Source organism: Alginatibacterium sediminis, assembly GCF_003610775.1.
Lineage (GTDB): Bacteria > Pseudomonadota > Gammaproteobacteria > Enterobacterales > Celerinatantimonadaceae > Alginatibacterium > Alginatibacterium sediminis.
In genome coordinates this window covers 33,050-50,231 of sequence record NZ_RAQO01000004.1, presented here as the reverse complement: position 1 = coordinate 50,231, position 17,182 = coordinate 33,050, and the positions used below count along the sequence as shown (strand labels likewise).

The window sequence follows — 17,182 nt, the reverse complement described above, 5'->3', positions numbered from 1 at the left end:
TTAAACACCACCAGAAACCTTAGCTGTAACCATAGCCTTCACCCAAGGACGCTGTCGCTCTCGTTTGATAAGCTCGGTTCTAAAACGATATAAACTTACCGCACCCAGTAGCGCACCATAACCAACAATATTGATAAGCAAAGGCCAAAGCATGCTTGTGTCCATGGATGGTTTATCAAATTTAGAAATAGTTGCTCCTTGATGCAAGGTATTCCACCATTCGACGGAATAATGAATGATAGGCAAATTAATCACGCCGACTATGCTTAAAATTCCAGCGGCGCGGCCAGCCATCACTTTGTCAGAAAAAGCGTTATAGAGCCCAATTACACCTAAATATAGAAATAATAGTATTAGTTCCGAGGTCAAACGTGCATCCCAAACCCACCACGCGCCCCACATTGGTTTCCCCCATGCGGCACCGGTGATTAATGCGATAAAGGTAAAAACGGCTCCAACAGGAGCTGTCGCAGCAACATACATATCGGCCTGGCGTATTTGCCAGACTAAGCCAACTAAGGCAGCGATTGCCATTGAAAGATACCCACCCATTGAAAGCATGGCGCTGGGTACATGAAGATAGATAATACGGAAGCTATCACCTTGTTGATAATCGGCAGGGGCGTAAGCCAACCCCCATACACTTCCGACGGATATCGCTAGTAATGCGAGCCAAGAAAACCATGGTAATAAGGTACCCGCTAAGGCATAGCTTTTTTCAGGTTTTGCCCAAGGATGTAACCACTTCCACATCTATTGTGATTCCTTTGAGGTGAGGTTAATTCAAACTTACACGTAGCGCTGCACTAATTGCAAACGGACATAAACTTGCGCACAACGCTAAAATTGCTGCCATGATCGCCAATGGACCATCATAAGGCAAGCTAAACGCAGCACTTTCGATTGCTGACGTCGCAAAAATGAGAATTGGAATATAAAGCGGCAATACCAGTAGGCTTAATAGTACTCCACCCTTGCGCAGTCCAACCGTTAGCGCCACGCCAACGGCACCGATTAGACTTAAAACAGGGGTACCGATCGCGAGCGTTAGAAAACAGGCTTTATAGACCTGCCACTCCATTGAAAGAAGTACTGCAACTAAAGGTGAAATGAGTAATAAAGGGATCCCAGTGAGTAGCCAATGGGCAAATACCTTCGCCAAAGCAATACCAACTAACGAGTGGGAACTCATTAACATTTGTTCTAATGAGCCATCGCTAAAATCATCCCGAAACAGTCGCTCTAAAGACAACAAGCAAGACAAAATTGCTGTAACCCAAAAAACACCTGGAGCTACCTTAGCCAATAATTGCGGCTCGGGTCCTAAGGCAATAGGAAATAAAGTCACCACGATCAACACAAACCAAAGCGGATTAATCACCTCGGCGTTACGGCGCATGGCACTTATCAATTCGCGACGAACAATAGCTCTAAACACCAAAGAGTTCCTCATCGGCATAAACCTGAAAGTCGCTAATGTCTAATACTGAAAACCGCTGTTGAGGTATTGCCAAGGGCTGATGAGTGGTCACAATGATCATTCCCCCATTATCGCAATGCTCTAACATGCGATTTTGAATATGCTCAACACCAGCAATATCAATTGAGGTGAAAGGTTCGTCTAAGATCCAAAGGCTTTTGTTTAGCATCCACAGTCTTGCTAAAGCAATGCGTCGATGTTGACCAGCACTAAGCTGTGAGGCTAATTGATCTTCATAAAAGTCGAGGCCTACTTGCGCCAGCAATTCCGAAATTTTTTGGTTACTTAACTGATTTGTATTTGACTGAAGCGCTTGATAAAAACGAAGGTTCTCCGCGACGCTAAGCTCATCCTTTACACCCGCATGATGCCCAAGATATAGAGTATCTTGGTTAAACAGATCAAGCGCGTCACGACACAGAGATTGCTTCCAAAATAGTTGTCCTGATTCTGCGCGGCTTAAGCCTGCAAGAATGCGCAGCAAACTACTCTTACCTACCCCATTAGGCCCAGCAACCTGAATAATTTCCCCCTTCGATAATGCGAAAGACAAATTTTCAAAAAGCAAACGTTCATCTCGAACGCAAGACAGGTCTTTAGCTTCAAAAACAGCGCTACTCAAGGCTTATCTCGCATAAACGTAAAGGAATGTTGGGATAGGAAAGGTACCGATCAAGAAGGCGTCTTTTTGTGCAGATTGAAGATAAGCTCGGCTTCAGCACGCGGTAATTCGCATTCACGCACCAGCTCATCAATATCAGCACCAAGTTCAATAAGTTTCATTGCCCGAGAATACAACTTACTTTCGGGTTGCTCTTGTTGTGCGAAGCGGAATTTCTCTTGCTCATCGCTCAACGCACCCAGCAACTGTTCTTGGCGGGATAGCTCTTGAGTTTGGCTGGCATTGGCCTGATGAACTTCACGAAATTGTAAGTCAATGTTGTGTTGCTGCTTATTGACTTGTTTGACGATTAATTCAAAACTTGAAAGCTTTTTTAAGATCGACAATTGTCGCTGATGTAATCGCCAACAAAAAATTGCTAACGATACAATCAACACACATAAAACGAATAGGATTATCTGGTCAGCGATCAGCATCTATATGGAGCTTAACTCGTCCCATTCGTCATCTGAGAGCAAGCGGTTAAGATCAACCAAAATCAATAGTTGTCCTTCGCGATTACTTACACCTTGGATAAACTTAGCACTTTCTTCGGTACCGACATTTGGTGCCATATCGATATCAGATCCACGTAAGTAAACAACTTCGGCAACACTATCAACAAGAATACCTATCACCTGCTTTTCAGCTTCGATAATAACAATTCGGCTATTATCTGTAATTTCAGCTGATGGTAGCCCAAAACGAGAGCGGGTATCGATGACGGTTACAACATTACCACGAAGATTGATAATGCCAAGAACATAGCTTGGCGCGCCCGGTACTGGTGCTATTTCGGTATAACGTAAAACCTCTTGTACCTGCATAACATTTATACCGTAAGTCTCTTGTTCAAGTTGAAACGTTACCCATTGTAAGATTTCATCTTCTGAGACTGACTCTGCGATGTTTCTATGTTCGCTCATACCTTATCCTTTTATCACCGTCAAAAATGCGGTTAATTAAATATCGATTTCATGATGTCAATATCATCATAATCGCAGTTCTGTTGCGTATGCGTTTAAGTATACTCAAACTCGCTTAACTTGCTAGTTCCAGTTAATCTTTCCAGTTTGTTTTTACAGTAGTTTATCGTTTATGTGTACTCACTTTTGGCGAAACTTTGAAGCCACGACTTAAGCCGACAAAGTATCACCGAATGAGTACATGCTGAAATCAAATTACTCTATTGTCCCTCGATATTAATTCCAGCATCTAGCATTTCTACCATCTGTGATACGTGCAGCAACGCGCACATTTTATTTTTAACCATGCCAGCTAACCAAGGTCTGGTTCCTGCTTTAGCTCGCCATTTAACATCATCTCTATTTAGCCATTCTGTACCGCGCAGTTGTTCGCATTGAAGACCCCATGCGCTTTCTCCTAGCATCACTAAATACTGATACTCAGCCTCAATGTTTTGACCGGGCATGACCCATTTTACCGTATCCACAACGCTGAGCTTTTGCTCTCTATCGAGCATAATTCCGCCAAACCAATCAGGTTTACCAAATAAAGGGCTCACTTCAGTAATACGATGAATACCGCCTAGCTCTGTCAGCGGGACACCAAAGACCACGCCAGCCACTTCAAAGAAGAGAGTTTGGAAGCTATCTTCGGTTTCAACATTGGACCACTGCGGCTTTTGCTCCGCTGGCTCGGGTTCTAGTTGTTCTTGCGTTTCTACAACTAGCTCTTCTAACTGAGCTTTTTCATCAACTGGAGCGATTTCTACCGCCGGTTCAGGAACCGGTTCTACTTGCGTTTTAAAAACGGGCAGTACTTGAGGCAAACTAGTTTCTTCAGCTAACTTGCTCGGCTTCTGGGCTTGTTCAAATAGTTTTTCTAAGGGCTGAGGCTGTGTTTTTAATGGCTGTAGCTCGCGTTGTTGACGAATTTTATCACGATAGCTATCGGATTGAGGCGCGTGTTCTACTGCCGTTTCACTCGCTGCTATAGCCGATGTTTCTAACACTTCATCACCGAACAGAGAATCAAAGTAATCCCCTAAAGCCTGATCCATCAATGTCTTTTGGCTCATAGCATTCCAGCCTTATCATTGAGTCTCTGTAAATAATTTAACAAGGTTTCGTAAGCAAAAACGCCTCGGCATTTGCGCAGATAAAATGACGGTGGCATATGTTTTAGACTTGCATCTCTAAATTTGGTGTCAATTGGAATAACCGAATTCCAAGCATGTAGCGGATGTTGATCAAGTAAACTCTTTAGAGATGTCAACGAAGCCCTAGTTCGTTTGTCATACATCGTAGGGACAACCGTATAACGAAGTGGGTCAGGACATGAGCGCTGCATAATGTGGAAGGTCTTTACCATTCGTTCAAGGCCTTTGAGCGCTAGAAACTCGGTTTGAACAGGCACCAAAACCCTTTGGCTTGCAGCTAATGCGTTGACCATCATTACCCCAAGAACAGGTGGACAATCAATTAAAACGTAGTCGTATTCGTCTTTGAGTCGTTCGATCAGACGTTTGAGAATAAGCCCCATACCTTCACGACTTCCAAGCGCTTTGTCGAGTGTTGCCAGGGCCATGCTCGAAGGAATCAAGCTAAGATTTTCGAAATCAGTGGCATAAATGCTTTTACGTAACTCACTATCACTCAGGTTTGGTTTTTGAAATAACTCGTAAAGTGAGCCATGTAAGGTATCAACATCAAAACCCAAATAGGCAGTAAGCGATGCATGTGGATCGGTATCTACCAGTAACACGCGTTTGCCTTGCTGAGCCAATAAACCCGCAAGTGTAATCACCGTTGTGGTTTTACCAACCCCGCCTTTTTGATTGGCGACAGTCCAAGTGATCACGTCAAGCCTCCCTCAGGCTAAGCAAAATATTCTACTAAACGTTATATCGACTCATGTTCAATATTCTTTAGTAAAATCAGTTCGTAAGTAGCCAATTTGTCTGTTTTCTAGGATAAGCCTACTTCAGCTATGATTGACTCTGCAAATCGGTCCAGCGGCATTTGCTTGCTGGCTAAACCTGCAGCTGCAATTGCTTGTGGCATTCCGTAAACCACGCAACTAGCCTCGTCTTGAGCCCAAATGATTGAACCCTTATCTTTTAAAAGCTTCGCGCCATCTCGACCGTCAGCTCCCATTCCTGTCAATATCATTGCTAAAACTGAGTCGCCATGGCTTTTAGCTAAGGATGCAAAAGTAATATCAACACATGGCTTATAGTTAACTTTGTCATTTCCATCAACGATGCGAATACGCCCGCGACCTTCAGCGATCATTTGCTTACCACCGGGTGCTAAATAGGCACAACCGGCTTGCAGTATGTCGCCATCTTCCGCTTGCTTGACGTTAATTTGGCACAAACTATTTAACCGAGTAGCAAAAGCTTGTGTAAATGTTGCCGGCATATGTTGAACCAACAAAATTGGATGTGGAAAGTTCCGTGGTAATTTTGTCAAAATAGTTTGCAGAGCAACAGGTCCGCCGGTAGAGGTACCGATAGCTACTAGTTTATAGCGCTTGCCACTGGCACGATGGTTGATCGCCGCTGGTCGTGCGGTGCTTACTGCGCTAGTTTGGGTGTTCGCTATATTGCGAGCTTGATTAGGTACAACTGAACGCGTCGGACTACTACCTAGCGCGCTACGTGGGTTATTGCTAACGACATTTGTTCGACTGCTTGGGACTTCACTCGGCGCGGTTCGAAGCACCGGGCGATGTAATCGGCGTCGGCTAATTGCCTTAACACGTTGTTGCAGCAAGGACACAGCTTCTTCGCGATCACGTGCTATATCTTCAAACTTTTTAGGTAAAAAATCGCAAGCACCTGCTTCTAGTGCATCTAAAGTAGATTGCGCCCCTTCATGAGAGAGCGAAGAAAACATAAGAATTGGTGTCGGTTGTTGAGCCATTATCGCTTTAACAGCGCTAATACCATCCATTACCGGCATCTCGATGTCCATGGTTACAACATCGGGCTTAAGTTTAATCACTTTATCCAGTGCGTCTTTGCCATTTACGGCTGTATCAATAACATGCATTCCAGGGTCTGAGTTTATAATTTCACTCACTCGACGTCTGAAAAAACTAGAGTCATCTACAACTAATACAGTGATTGCCATTTAATAAAAAGAACCCTTTAATTTAGGTAGTTAGACGCGGCGAGCGTAATGATTAAGCAAGTTTGGAATATCCAATATTAATGCTATGCGGCCATCACTCGTGATCGTTGCGCCTGCCATTCCCGGTGTCCCGGTAAGTAGCTCATCAAGTGCTTTTATCACTACTTCTTCTTGACCAATCAGATTATTTACAACAAAGCCAACTTGTTTAAGGCCAATTTGAACAATTACGACGTGGCCTTGTTTGTTTCGTTCACCCATTTGACCATTGCGATTTAACCAGTCTTGTAAATAAAACAGTGGTATTGCTTTACTGCGAACAATTACTGTTTCTTGTCCATCAACAACGTTGGTTTTACTTAAGTCCAAATGGAATATTTCGTTCACGCTGGTCAGTGGGAATGCGAAGGTTTGATTACCTACGTCTACCATCAAGGTTTGCAAAATAGCGAGCGTGAGCGGAACTTTAATTTGAAGCGTAGTGCCCTCGCCCATCGCCGAGTCAATATCCACAGTTCCGTTGAGTTGGGTGATTGAGGTTTTAACCACATCCATACCAACTCCGCGACCTGAGATATCTGAGATTTCAGTTTTGGTCGAAAAGCCAGGAGCAAAAATCAGTGCGTATGCTTCTTTGTTAGACATCCGTTCTGCAGCGTCGTTATCTAATACGCCCCGAGTAATCGCAATTTTCTTAAGTTTATCGGCATCCATACCTGCACCATCATCCTCGATGGTCAGTAAAATATGGTCACCTTCTTGAGAGGCTGACAGGCGAATTGTGCCGGTGCGTTTCTTGCCTGAGCTTTCTCGATCATCTGGCATTTCAATACCGTGATCGACTGAATTTCGAACCAAGTGAACAAGCGGGTCGGCAAGTGCTTCCACTAGGTTTTTATCTAGATCAGTGTCTTCACCAACCAATTCCAAATTGATATCTTTTTTCAAGGTCCGAGCTAAATCTCGAACAACTCGAGGAAAACGACCAAATACTTTCTTGATGGGTTGCATGCGGGTCTTCATGACCGCGCCTTGCAAGTCTGCAGTAACCACATCTAAATTGGCAGTCGCTTTCGACATTTCTTCATCGTTGCTGGTAAGACCTAAACTCACAAGTCGATTTCGTACCAAAACCAACTCACCAACCATGTTCATGATTTCGTCAAGGGTCCGCGTGTCAACACGCACTGTAGTTTCGCCTTGAGGAGGTGCCTTTGCGGGAGCCGCGGCTTTGGTTTCAGCTTTCTTCGCTTCTGGTTTTTTTACAGCAGCTGGAGCGGCTGGCTTTGCCGCAGGCTTAGCGACTGGGGCTGCAGCTGGTGTTGTTGGCGGTGCGACTACAGGTGATTTACCGCTACCATGTAAGTCGTCAAGTAATTTTTCAAATTCATCATCATCAATTGATCCTGAAGATGGCGCTGCAGCTGCTGGTGCTTGAGCTTTACTACCCGCTCCATGTAAATCATCAAGCAGTTTATCGAACTCGTCGTCTGTCATTTCATTTGAACTAGACGCTGGTGCAGCAGGGGCCGCTGGAGCTGCAACCTTAGGTGCAGATCCTGAATGTAGTTCATCAAGCAGACGCTCGAATTCGTCGTCGGTTATTTCGTCGACACCCGCCGCACTAGTGGTTGGTGTTTGAGCAGGCGTAGCTACAGGTGTCTCAATCACTGGCTCTGGTTCGGGCTCGGCCGCGGTTTCTGATTCTGGAGTACAATAATAATGCAGCTTTTCAATTATCTCTGCCGGTGCAGGTGTTAGTTCCTCTCGGGCTTGCACTTGGACAAACATGTCATTCACGCTATCTAGCGCTGCTAAAATAGTATCCATAAGCTCTGGAGTAATACTTCGGCCACCATTACGTAACACGTCAAACACGTTTTCCGCACCGTGACAGCAGTCAACTAGCGCTGTTAACGACAAAAATCCGGCGCCACCTTTTACGGTGTGAAAGCCTCGAAAGATAGCATTTAGAAGATCTTTATCTTCGGGATTATTTTCCAAATCCACGAGTTGTTCAGATAACTGTTCAAGGATTTCAGATGCTTCTACCAAGAAATCTTGGAGGATATCTTCATCTAAATCAAAGCTCATTCGTAACTCCTAAAAACCTAAACTTGAAAGCAAGTCATCAACATCGTCTTGGTCTTGAACGACATCGCTACGTTCTTCCTTATTGATAATCGGCCCTTCAGAGGCAATTGCCTGCTCTCGGGTTGTTGCAGCGCTTGGTTCCGAGTTTTTTACAACGGTTTTAGCACTTGGCGAGTCATCGCTAAACAAGGTCAGCATCTCGACCAATCGGTCCTCGACTTCTTGGACTAAGGTAATAACTTTGCGAATTAACTGGCCAGTAAGATCTTGAAATTCCTGCGCCATTAGTATTTCTGTTGACTTCGCCTTTATGCTATCGGCATCTTTAACCGTTTCCTTAAGCATGCTATCTATTTGATGACACATTTCTTTAAATTGAGTCAAAGAAATGTTTCGGTGCATCAAACCATCCCAAGTTGGCATTAGGCTTTCTATTCGATTGAGCAGGCTATCTGCAAGTGGAATAACAGCGTCTACCGCGTCCATGGTTTTGTTGGCTGCTTGGTCGGTCATCTCAATGACATAATTGAGTCGGTCACGCGCATCGGGGATTTCTTGATTTGCAAGTTCTGGCAAACGTGAATCCGACTTAAAGTCTTCTAAAGAATCGTGTAATTGCCGAGTGAGGTTGCCTACTTTATCGAATAAAGCGGCTGATTCACTTACAGTCTTATCTTTGAGCCACTGATTAGCCTGTTCAATTTCATCTTGCTGAAGCAACTCGACTAAACGTTGTGCATCTTCGAGTGAAATCAAAGCTTGTACACTACTCATAGATAGTCCTTATTGCAGACGTTCAAATATCTTATCGAGTTTTTCTTTTAGCGTGCCAGCGGTAAATGGTTTCACAATATAACCGTTCACACCGGCTTGTGCCGCTTCAATAATTTGTTCTCGCTTGGCTTCCGCAGTCACCATTAGGACAGGTAAATGCGATAGACTCGCATCAGCACGAATATGTTTTAGAAGATCGATACCTTCCATGCCAGGCATGTTCCAATCTGTGACAACAAACTCAAAATCGCCATTCTTAAGCATCGGTAATGCTGTGCTGCCATCATCAGCTTCATGGGTATTGTTGAAGCCTAGATCTCGCAAAAGATTCTTAATAATACGACGCATCGTTGAAAAATCATCAACAATGAGAATTTTCATGTTTTTATCCAAGGTAGTCTCCTAGGGTTAGTAATCCGTGTGCTAACCCAATAGTTCTTTGAATTAGTGTAGTAAATTCGTTTCAATTAGTAATAGTAAAAGAAAAGCGTCTATTGAAGAAGCCATTTCATCTAATTTCACATTTAATTGACCCAATCTTGCATTCTGGTTTTAACTCTAGCCAAAGCTTGGCTATGAATTTGACTTACTCTTGACTCACTCACGCTTAATATTTCACCTATTTCTTTTAAGTTTAGTTCTTCATCATAATAGAGTGATAAAACGAGGGATTCGCGTTCTGGTAAGGTTTTTATACAACTGGCTAATGCTGACTGGAAACGTTGATTGGTGTATCCCTCTGCAGGGCGGTTTTGAGCACGACTGTCATCGGTACTAATAACATCTTCGCTCACACCGAGATCGTCTATGCCGAGAACTTTGCCGCTATTTACATCGGTCAGCATGCGGTGGTATTCGTCAAGACTAACCTCTAACTCAGCGGCTACTTCTTGGTCCCGAGCATCGCGTCCGGTTCGTTTTTCAACTTCATTGATTGCAGCACTAATGGCACGGCTATTTTTATGCACAGAGCGAGGAACCCAGTCCCCACGACGAATTTCATCTAACATCGCGCCACGGATTCGAATCCCGGCATAGGTTTCGAAACTTGCACCTTTACTGCCATCAAAATTTCTTGCCGCTTCAATGAGTCCTATCATGCCTGATTGGATTAAATCATCCACTATAACGCTCGCTGGCAAGCGAGCGACTAAATGGTGAGCAATACGCTTTACCAGAACTGAATGCTGATACACCAGCGCATTGCTATCTACCTGATTTGCGTATGCTGCAACTTTACTCACTCACATTCTCTCTCTTTTTGTTTTGTGCGAACTCTAGAATATTTTCAATAAAGAATTCTAAGTGTCCGCCAACTTGAGTGGGAATTGGCCATGAACCAGCTTTACTTGCTAAAGAGCGAAAAGCCATCGAAGCTGGAGATTTAGGAAAAGCTTCAACAACTACGCGCTGTTTACGTACTGCCATCCGAACATTGTTGTCATAGGGAATGCAGGTGACTAGCTCCAATGTTGCATCCAGAAATCGGTCGGTGACGCGGGTAAGTTTAGCAAATAACTCTTGGCCTTCACGTAAACTACGAACCATATTTGCAACGACTTTAAATTTATAAACACCATACTTATTAGACAGTAACTTTATTAAGGCGTAGGCATCGGTAATGGAGGTTGGTTCATCGCATACCACAACCACAATGTCTTGGGCTGCCTTAGCAAAACTCAATACCATATCTGAGATACCAGCAGCCGTATCTACGATTAAAACATCAATTTGAGTTTGCATGGTAGAAAATGCGCGAATTAATGCCGCATGTTCGGTTGGTTTTAACTCGACCATCGACTGGGTACCGGAAGTCGCGGGGGCAATATATATCCCGTTAGGACCTCGGACTAGAACCTCATCAAGGCTACATTCACCAGATATCACATGGCTCAAATTTTTGGTCACGCGCAAACCTAGTAAAACATCACAGTTGGCCAAGCCTAAATCGGCGTCCAATACCATGACACGCTTGCCTTGGGCTCCCATTGCAACAGCCATATTCAGAGTGACGTTAGTTTTACCAACGCCCCCTTTGCCACCAGTTACGGCGATTACTTTGACATGATTTCGTTGTTGTTGCATTTTGCGTAAGCCACTCGCTTGGTCAAATCGAACACTATTATCTGTATGCATCGGATACCTGTTGGGTCACGGATTCACTAAACCAAAAATGCTCGCCGTGATCGTTTTGAGCTTGATCAAAAGCACGTTCTAACAAGTCATCAGCATGTGCTACTGAAATATCTTCGGGTACACGTTGCCCATCCGTCACATAACTGACGGGAATTGCATGACACAAGCTAACATCAAGAACTTCACCTAATGACAGGCTTTCATCCAATTTTGTCAGTATAGTACCAGCGAGTGGGATTCTCTTAAACTGCTGTACCGTCTCTTCAACTACTTTTCTTTGGGCATTTGCGGGTAGAACCAAGTAATTGCGAATTGACACCTGACTTGTAGCAATCAATTTATCGAGTTGCTCCTGAAGTCGGATATCGCGTTGGCTCATACCTGCAGTATCGATGAGGACAAGTTTTTTGTCACGCATTTGGTAGAGCAATTCTGACAGTTCGTTCTCATCTTGAGCAACTCGGACTGAACAGCCCATAATTTTGCCATAAGTTGCCAATTGTTCGTGAGCACCAATGCGGTAGGTATCCGTCGTAATTAGGGCCACACTTTCTGCGCCATATCGAGATGCAAATTGCGCTGCCAACTTCGCTATAGTAGTAGTTTTCCCGACTCCAGTGGCTCCAACAAGAGCAACAGCCCCACCCTGCTTTAGAATTTCGTCGTCATCAGTTTGTAGCTGCTGACAAATAAGTGACTTTGCGTCATTAATAGCTTGAGCGAGATCATCAGTGTCAGGTACATAACTGGCAATCTGGTCCGCCATATCATCGCTTAAACCTACTTTTCGTAAAATTTTAATCAACACTGCTCGTTGCGGTTCTTGGCGATCCATTTCTTGCCACATCAACCCTGAAACCTGATGCTCAAGTAACTTACGCATTGATGCCATTTCGCCTTTAAGTGCTTCTAATTCAGGATTTGCTGTCGGACTATTAGGGCTAGAAGGAGACGGCTTTGAGAATAAATTGGGGTTACGTGTAGGACTGCTTGCAGGATTAGCACGGCTATTAGCTGCATTCCAAGTCTGCTGCTTCATTAAAGGACTAGGGCCCGGGGCTACCTGAGCAGAACTTGGATGTTTTGGAGCTTGAACAGGGGTTTGATTTTGTTTAGCACTGGCAACTGCTTCGCCCATGTTCTTTTGGTGGCGTCGCATAAATGACGCTAAATTATCTTTTAAGCTGGCGTTGTCATCAAAATGACGTTCAACGTTCGCCGTATTATTGACATTCTCTTTAGCAACCGGCGTTCTTGCTTGAGGCTTGCTTTGCATTCTAGGTGCCGTTGATATGCTAACGCTATCATCAGCAAGACTGCGCTTAGTTTCGCTTGGTGTCGGCGCAGCGTTAGCCGTGTTTTTCACGTCAATAGCAGCTACAATTTCAATGCCACCGGTAACTTTTTTGTTAGACATAATAACCGCATCGCTACCCAAGGTTTCCTTCACTTCGGTCAGTGCTGTACGCATGTCTTTGGCAAAAAAACGTTTAATTTTCACGGCGTTAGTCCCATTTTAGTTTTCAGTGCTCAGTTACTGACCCACTGAACTTATAATCTTAATTTGTTTATCTTCTGGTATTTCTTGATAAGAAAGTACCCGTAGAGCTGGAATAGACGTCTTCACATATCTAGACAAGCTGCTGCGTAAAATTCCAGAAGTTAGCAAGATTGCTGGTTGCCCTTGCATTTCTTGGTTCTGCGCAGCTTGCGAGAGCGAAACTTGAAGCTTCTCAGCAAGTCCAGGTTCCATTCCCGAACCATCGTTTCCAGCGGCTTGCATTGACTTATGCAATATTTGCTCCAAATCTGGTGACAAAGTTATGACTGGCAGTTCTGGTTCACTTCCAATGAGCTCTTGTACAATAAGTCGTTTCAGATTTATTCGGCATGCAGCGGTTAGTACATCGGTATCTTGGCTCTTAGGCGCGTATTCAACCAAGGTTTGAACAATGGTGCGAATATCACGAATTGGAACTCCTTCTTGCAACAGGTTTTGCAACACTTTCACAATCGATGACAAGCTCATGACGTCAGGAACTAAGCCTTCAACTAATCGCGGGTGACTCTTCGCTAGCATATCAAGTAAGTTCTGAACTTCCTCATGCCCTAAAAGCTGCGAGGCATAATTACTCAGTAGTTGGCTTAAATGAGTTGCGATAACCGTAGCCGAGTCGACCACCGTATAGCCAAGTGTTTGCGCATGCTGGCGCTGTTCTTGTCCTATCCATTTTGCTTCGAGGCCAAAGGCTGGATCAATGGTCTCTTGGCCTGGAATTTCACCAAAAACTTGCCCTGGATTGATTGCCATTTCGCGGTCATGAAATACTTCTGACTCGCCATTAACAACCCCCATCACCGACACTCGATACTGGTTAGGTCCTAAGTCCAGGTTGTCACGGATATGCACTGCAGGGACTAAAAAACCGAGATCTTGAGAGAGTTTCTTACGTACACCCTTAATACGCGCTAATAGTTCACCACCTTGGCTTTTATCAACTAGAGGGATCAAACGGTAACCCACTTCAAGACCGACTACGTCAACAGGTTGCACATCGTCCCAATCCAATTCTTTGGAATTATTAGGCTGAGCATCATCGCGTGGTGCCAATTGCGTTTTGGCTTGTTCTTGCGCTATTACTTTCTTGGCGTTGCGTTGCATCCACCATGACGCACCAGCTGCTAACGCCGCACACCCCAAAAATGCCATATGTGGCATACCTGGTACTAAGCCCATTACGGCTAGAATTCCAGCTGTAATATATAACACTCGAGGTTGGTCAAACAGTTGACCAACCATCAATTCAGAGAGTTCTTCGGAGGTATTTTGGCGAGTTACAATAATCGCGGTTCCGATCGAGAGTAGCAAAGACGGTATTTGCGCAACCAATCCATCACCAATGGTGAGTAGGCTATAGATCTCCCCAGCCTCGGCAAAGCTTAAGTCATGCTGAGCGACACCAATAATAAGACCACCAATAATGTTGATCATTAGAATCAACAAACCGGCGATGGCATCACCTTTAACAAACTTACTCGCACCATCCATCGAACCGTAGAAATCTGCTTCCTTGGTTACGTCCTCACGACGAATACGTGCTTGGTCTTGGTCAATAATCCCAGCATTTAAATCCGCATCAATCGCCATTTGCTTACCAGGCATCGCATCAAGAGTGAATCGAGCGCTGACTTCAGACACCCTACCGGCACCCTTAGTGACAACCATGAAGTTGATAATCAAAAGAATCGCAAAGACGACTAAACCAACTGCATAATTACCACCGATCACAACCGAACCAAAGGCTTCAATTACGTTACCAGCCGCATTCCCTCCATTATGACCTTCAAGCAAGACCACACGCGTTGAAGCCACATTTAGTGCCAAGCGCATTAATGTCGCTACTAACAAAATGGTTGGAAAAACTGCAAAATCTAGAGGTCGTTTAGTGTAGATAGATACTAAAAGTACGACCATGGCTAAGGCAATATTAAAGGTAAATAGAAGATCGAGCAGCCATGCGGGAATAGGTAGGATAACCATACCTAAAGCAGCTAACACTAGCAGCGGGGTTCCGACCCCTTTTAGAACAGAAGCATTAAGTTTACTTAAATCACTAAACTTTAAGCTGCTAAGACGATTGATAAATTCCATAAGTGACAATTAGCTGACGGCGGCTGATGATAGCTAGTAATGCAACGATCGCACCAACAGCAGTATCAAAGCAAGTAGATCAGATAAATATGGTAAGTTTGCTTAGTATTTAAGCTCATCTGGAATTGGGAAATTTTGGTCGATTTTTTTAGGTCTGCCAGCGCGACCCTTTTTAAACTGAGCCAACTGATAAACGTAAGCCAGAATTTGAGCCACCGCAATATAAAGCCCTTCTGGAATTTCTTGGCCGATTTTACTAGTGTGATAGATTGAACGAGCTAGCGGTGGCGCCGCCATGATTGGGACATCATAATGACGAGCAATTTCCTGGATTTTCATCGCCACTTCGTCGACACCTTTTGCAACGACCATGGGTGCTCCAGTTCCTTTTTGGTCGTAACGAATGGCAACAGCGTAGTGAGTTGGGTTGGTCACAATGACGTCAGCAGTTGGAATATCTGACATCATTCGACGTGCAGCCATCTCCATTTGCAAGCGACGGATCCGCCCTTTTACTTCGGGATTACCTTCGCTATTCTTGTGCTCATCTTTTATTTCTTGTTTGGTCATTTTCAGTTGTTTAGCGTGATTCCAAATTTGGTACGGAACATCAACCAATGTAATCAATAACAAGCTGCAAACAAGCGCTAGAAACATCCACGACAGCATATCAAGTGCGTTATAAACCGAGCCAGGAAGGCTTTGTAAGCTTAAGGTCAAAATTGACTTAAACTGCCAATCCAGAATCCACCAAACCACACCGGCAATGATAAATACCTTCATAATGCTTTTAATCAGTTCCACCAATGACTGTATCCCAAACATACGTTTGAGACCTTTAAGCGGAGACATTTTACTCGGTTTAGGTGCCGCAGCTTTCCAACTGAAATTCATGCCGCCTAAGGCAATGTTTCCAGCTACAGCAGCAAATAAAATAACAGCCATAATACCGATTAAAGGTGCAACTAAACCAGAGACCATGTTTTTAATAGTGGCAAACAGTAGGTTTACGTCATAGAGCTGCTCGCGTTCCAGACTAAAACCAAGACGCATAACTTCAGCTAAGCCTTTACCTAATCCGGAACCAAACATCATCATTGCAATCGCAGCTGAGATTAATACTGCGGCCGTTCCAAGTTCTTTGGAACGCGCAATCTGCCCTTCCTTGCGAGCGTCTGCAAGTTTTTTCTCCGTGGGGTCTTCTGTGCGTTCCTGGTCGGTATCAGCCATTTAACAGCCTACCTCCAAAATCTGACACGCCAATTGTCGGGAGTTTTCCCATTGGGTGTTAAAATGAACCATAAATCCACCAATGGTCAGCCATAAAATCAGAAGACCAAATAGCATACCCACTGCAAAACCAATACTAAAGATATTCAACTGCGGCGCGGCGCGAGTCATGACACCGAAGCTAAAGTTTACCAACAGCATCGCCACAATCGGTGATATAGACATGGTCAGTGCAGCAAAAAATATTTGACTAAACCACGCAGCTAACGATTGGTAACTTACGACACTTAGGCCGGTTAAGCCAACAGGGATGGTTTCAAAGCTCATAACGACTAAGGTGATAAGCTGGCCATGACCATCCACAGCTAAAAACAGCAAAGTTGCCAACAACAAATATATTTGTCCGACTACCGGGGTATTTTGACCATTGATCGGATCGACCATCGATGCAAACCCCAAGGAAGTTTGCATTGCAATCACTTGCCCTGCTACGACAAAGGTTTGTAGTAATAAGCTTGTGCAAAAACCAGCTGCTGCGCCAATCAATATTTGCTGTGCAATAACTAGTGCTGCTTCTAAGGAGAACAACTCAATGCCTGTAACCGGAGGTAGAACCGGGACCACCACAAAGGTAATCGCAACCGAAAACAGCATTCGAACCCGGGTTGGTACCGTTTTACCGCTGTAGACAGCAATACTGAGCATCAACCCACTAATACGCGCTAAAGCCCACACGTATTCGCCAATCCATTGCATGATCAGCCCAGAGTCTAAGTTCATGACTAACCAATCACCTGTGGGATCAGGTCTATCATTGTATAAAACAGTCCGGTTAAACGTTCTACAAACCAGTGTCCTGCAAACATCAGCGACGCAAGTGTCACCAATAAACGGGGCAAAAAGCTCAAGGTTTGTTCGTTAATAGATGTTGCTGCTTGGAAAACCGCAACCGTCAAACCAACGAAAAGACTCGGTAAGATAGCGGCGCTCACTAAGACAACAACCTGTCCGAGCGCAATGCGAAACACGTCTACAAAGACTTCCGGTTCCATAAG

Annotated in this window: 18 protein-coding genes; all 18 read right to left on the bottom strand. The window is 44.3% G+C overall.

The window, feature by feature from the left end; all coding sequences use genetic code 11:
* Window positions 1-753 (bottom strand): heme ABC transporter permease, encoded by a 753-nt coding sequence (locus DBZ36_RS03305; protein WP_120353514.1) that lies wholly within the window; start codon window positions 751-753, stop codon window positions 1-3.
* A gap of 25 nt (window positions 754-778) precedes the next feature.
* Window positions 779-1,459 (bottom strand): heme exporter protein CcmB, encoded by a 681-nt coding sequence (ccmB, locus tag DBZ36_RS03300; protein WP_407641479.1) that lies wholly within the window; start codon window positions 1,457-1,459, stop codon window positions 779-781.
* Window positions 1,431-2,102 (bottom strand): cytochrome c biogenesis heme-transporting ATPase CcmA, encoded by a 672-nt coding sequence (gene ccmA / locus DBZ36_RS03295; protein WP_120353512.1) that lies wholly within the window; start codon window positions 2,100-2,102, stop codon window positions 1,431-1,433. Before ccmA ends, ccmB begins: the two co-directional genes overlap by 29 nt.
* A 50-nt stretch (window positions 2,103-2,152) precedes the next feature.
* A complete protein-coding gene (locus DBZ36_RS03290) occupies window positions 2,153-2,578 on the bottom strand; it encodes a DUF2802 domain-containing protein (RefSeq protein WP_120353511.1) in 426 nt (141 codons plus the stop codon).
* Window positions 2,579-3,067, bottom strand: coding sequence for a chemotaxis protein CheW (locus tag DBZ36_RS03285; protein WP_120353510.1), 489 nt, complete (start codon window positions 3,065-3,067; stop codon window positions 2,579-2,581).
* A 260-nt stretch (window positions 3,068-3,327) separates the two neighbouring features.
* Complete coding sequence (locus DBZ36_RS03280; protein ID WP_120353509.1) at window positions 3,328-4,182, bottom strand: chemotaxis protein CheW; 855 nt, start codon at window positions 4,180-4,182, stop codon at window positions 3,328-3,330.
* A complete protein-coding gene (locus DBZ36_RS03275; protein ID WP_120353508.1) occupies window positions 4,179-4,964 on the bottom strand; it encodes a ParA family protein in 786 nt (261 codons plus the stop codon). Before DBZ36_RS03275 ends, DBZ36_RS03280 begins: the two co-directional genes overlap by 4 nt.
* A 107-nt stretch (window positions 4,965-5,071) precedes the next feature.
* Entirely contained in the window at window positions 5,072-6,241 is a 1,170-nt protein-coding gene (locus tag DBZ36_RS03270; RefSeq protein WP_120353507.1) for a protein-glutamate methylesterase/protein-glutamine glutaminase, read from the bottom strand.
* Window positions 6,242-6,271: 30 nt separating this feature from the next.
* A complete protein-coding gene (locus tag DBZ36_RS03265) occupies window positions 6,272-8,335 on the bottom strand; it encodes a chemotaxis protein CheA (RefSeq protein ID WP_120353506.1) in 2,064 nt (687 codons plus the stop codon).
* Window positions 8,336-8,344: 9 nt separating this feature from the next.
* Complete coding sequence (locus DBZ36_RS03260) at window positions 8,345-9,109, bottom strand: protein phosphatase CheZ (RefSeq protein WP_120353505.1); 765 nt, start codon at window positions 9,107-9,109, stop codon at window positions 8,345-8,347.
* Window positions 9,110-9,118: 9 nt separating this feature from the next.
* Window positions 9,119-9,502, bottom strand: coding sequence for a chemotaxis response regulator CheY (gene cheY / locus DBZ36_RS03255; RefSeq protein ID WP_120353504.1), 384 nt, complete (start codon window positions 9,500-9,502; stop codon window positions 9,119-9,121).
* Between the two features lie 131 nt (window positions 9,503-9,633).
* Window positions 9,634-10,353, bottom strand: a complete 720-nt coding sequence (locus tag DBZ36_RS03250) for an RNA polymerase sigma factor FliA (RefSeq protein WP_120353503.1) — start codon at window positions 10,351-10,353, stop codon at window positions 9,634-9,636.
* A complete protein-coding gene (locus DBZ36_RS03245; protein WP_120353502.1) occupies window positions 10,346-11,245 on the bottom strand; it encodes a MinD/ParA family ATP-binding protein in 900 nt (299 codons plus the stop codon). The genes DBZ36_RS03250 and DBZ36_RS03245 overlap by 8 nt, the downstream gene beginning before the upstream one ends.
* Window positions 11,232-12,746 (bottom strand): flagellar biosynthesis protein FlhF, encoded by a 1,515-nt coding sequence (gene flhF / locus DBZ36_RS03240; protein WP_120353501.1) that lies wholly within the window; start codon window positions 12,744-12,746, stop codon window positions 11,232-11,234. Before flhF ends, DBZ36_RS03245 begins: the two co-directional genes overlap by 14 nt.
* Window positions 12,747-12,779: 33 nt before the next feature.
* Window positions 12,780-14,897, bottom strand: coding sequence for a flagellar biosynthesis protein FlhA (gene flhA / locus DBZ36_RS03235; RefSeq protein WP_120353500.1), 2,118 nt, complete (start codon window positions 14,895-14,897; stop codon window positions 12,780-12,782).
* Window positions 14,898-14,999: 102 nt separating this feature from the next.
* Entirely contained in the window at window positions 15,000-16,127 is a 1,128-nt protein-coding gene (flhB, locus tag DBZ36_RS03230; RefSeq protein WP_120353499.1) for a flagellar biosynthesis protein FlhB, read from the bottom strand.
* Window positions 16,128-16,907, bottom strand: a complete 780-nt coding sequence (fliR, locus tag DBZ36_RS03225; protein ID WP_120353498.1) for a flagellar biosynthetic protein FliR — start codon at window positions 16,905-16,907, stop codon at window positions 16,128-16,130.
* A 2-nt stretch (window positions 16,908-16,909) separates the two neighbouring features.
* Window positions 16,910-17,179: a flagellar biosynthetic protein FliQ gene (locus DBZ36_RS03220; protein ID WP_120353497.1), complete on the bottom strand. Its 270-nt coding sequence runs from the start codon at window positions 17,177-17,179 to the stop codon at window positions 16,910-16,912.
* Window positions 17,180-17,182: the final 3 nt, after the last annotated feature.

Bases quoted from the DNA above. Each gene is read 5' to 3' on its own strand.
- flhB (WP_120353499.1), bottom strand. From the start codon at position 16,127: ATGGCTGATACCGACCAGGAACGCACAGAAGACCCCACGGAGAAAAAA.
- flhA (WP_120353500.1), bottom strand. From the start codon at position 14,897: ATGGAATTTATCAATCGTCTTAGCAGCTTAAAGTTTAGTGATTTAAGT.
- DBZ36_RS03285 (WP_120353510.1), bottom strand. From the start codon at position 3,067: ATGAGCGAACATAGAAACATCGCAGAGTCAGTCTCAGAAGATGAAATC.
- DBZ36_RS03220 (WP_120353497.1), bottom strand. From the start codon at position 17,179: ATGGAACCGGAAGTCTTTGTAGACGTGTTTCGCATTGCGCTCGGACAG.
- DBZ36_RS03260 (WP_120353505.1), bottom strand. From the start codon at position 9,109: ATGAGTAGTGTACAAGCTTTGATTTCACTCGAAGATGCACAACGTTTA.
- ccmB (WP_407641479.1), bottom strand. From the start codon at position 1,459: ATGCCGATGAGGAACTCTTTGGTGTTTAGAGCTATTGTTCGTCGCGAA.
- DBZ36_RS03270 (WP_120353507.1), bottom strand. From the start codon at position 6,241: ATGGCAATCACTGTATTAGTTGTAGATGACTCTAGTTTTTTCAGACGT.
- DBZ36_RS03305 (WP_120353514.1), bottom strand. From the start codon at position 753: ATGTGGAAGTGGTTACATCCTTGGGCAAAACCTGAAAAAAGCTATGCC.
- DBZ36_RS03280 (WP_120353509.1), bottom strand. From the start codon at position 4,182: ATGAGCCAAAAGACATTGATGGATCAGGCTTTAGGGGATTACTTTGAT.
- DBZ36_RS03245 (WP_120353502.1), bottom strand. From the start codon at position 11,245: ATGCATACAGATAATAGTGTTCGATTTGACCAAGCGAGTGGCTTACGC.
- DBZ36_RS03265 (WP_120353506.1), bottom strand. From the start codon at position 8,335: ATGAGCTTTGATTTAGATGAAGATATCCTCCAAGATTTCTTGGTAGAA.
- fliR (WP_120353498.1), bottom strand. From the start codon at position 16,907: ATGAACTTAGACTCTGGGCTGATCATGCAATGGATTGGCGAATACGTG.
- DBZ36_RS03290 (WP_120353511.1), bottom strand. From the start codon at position 2,578: ATGCTGATCGCTGACCAGATAATCCTATTCGTTTTATGTGTGTTGATT.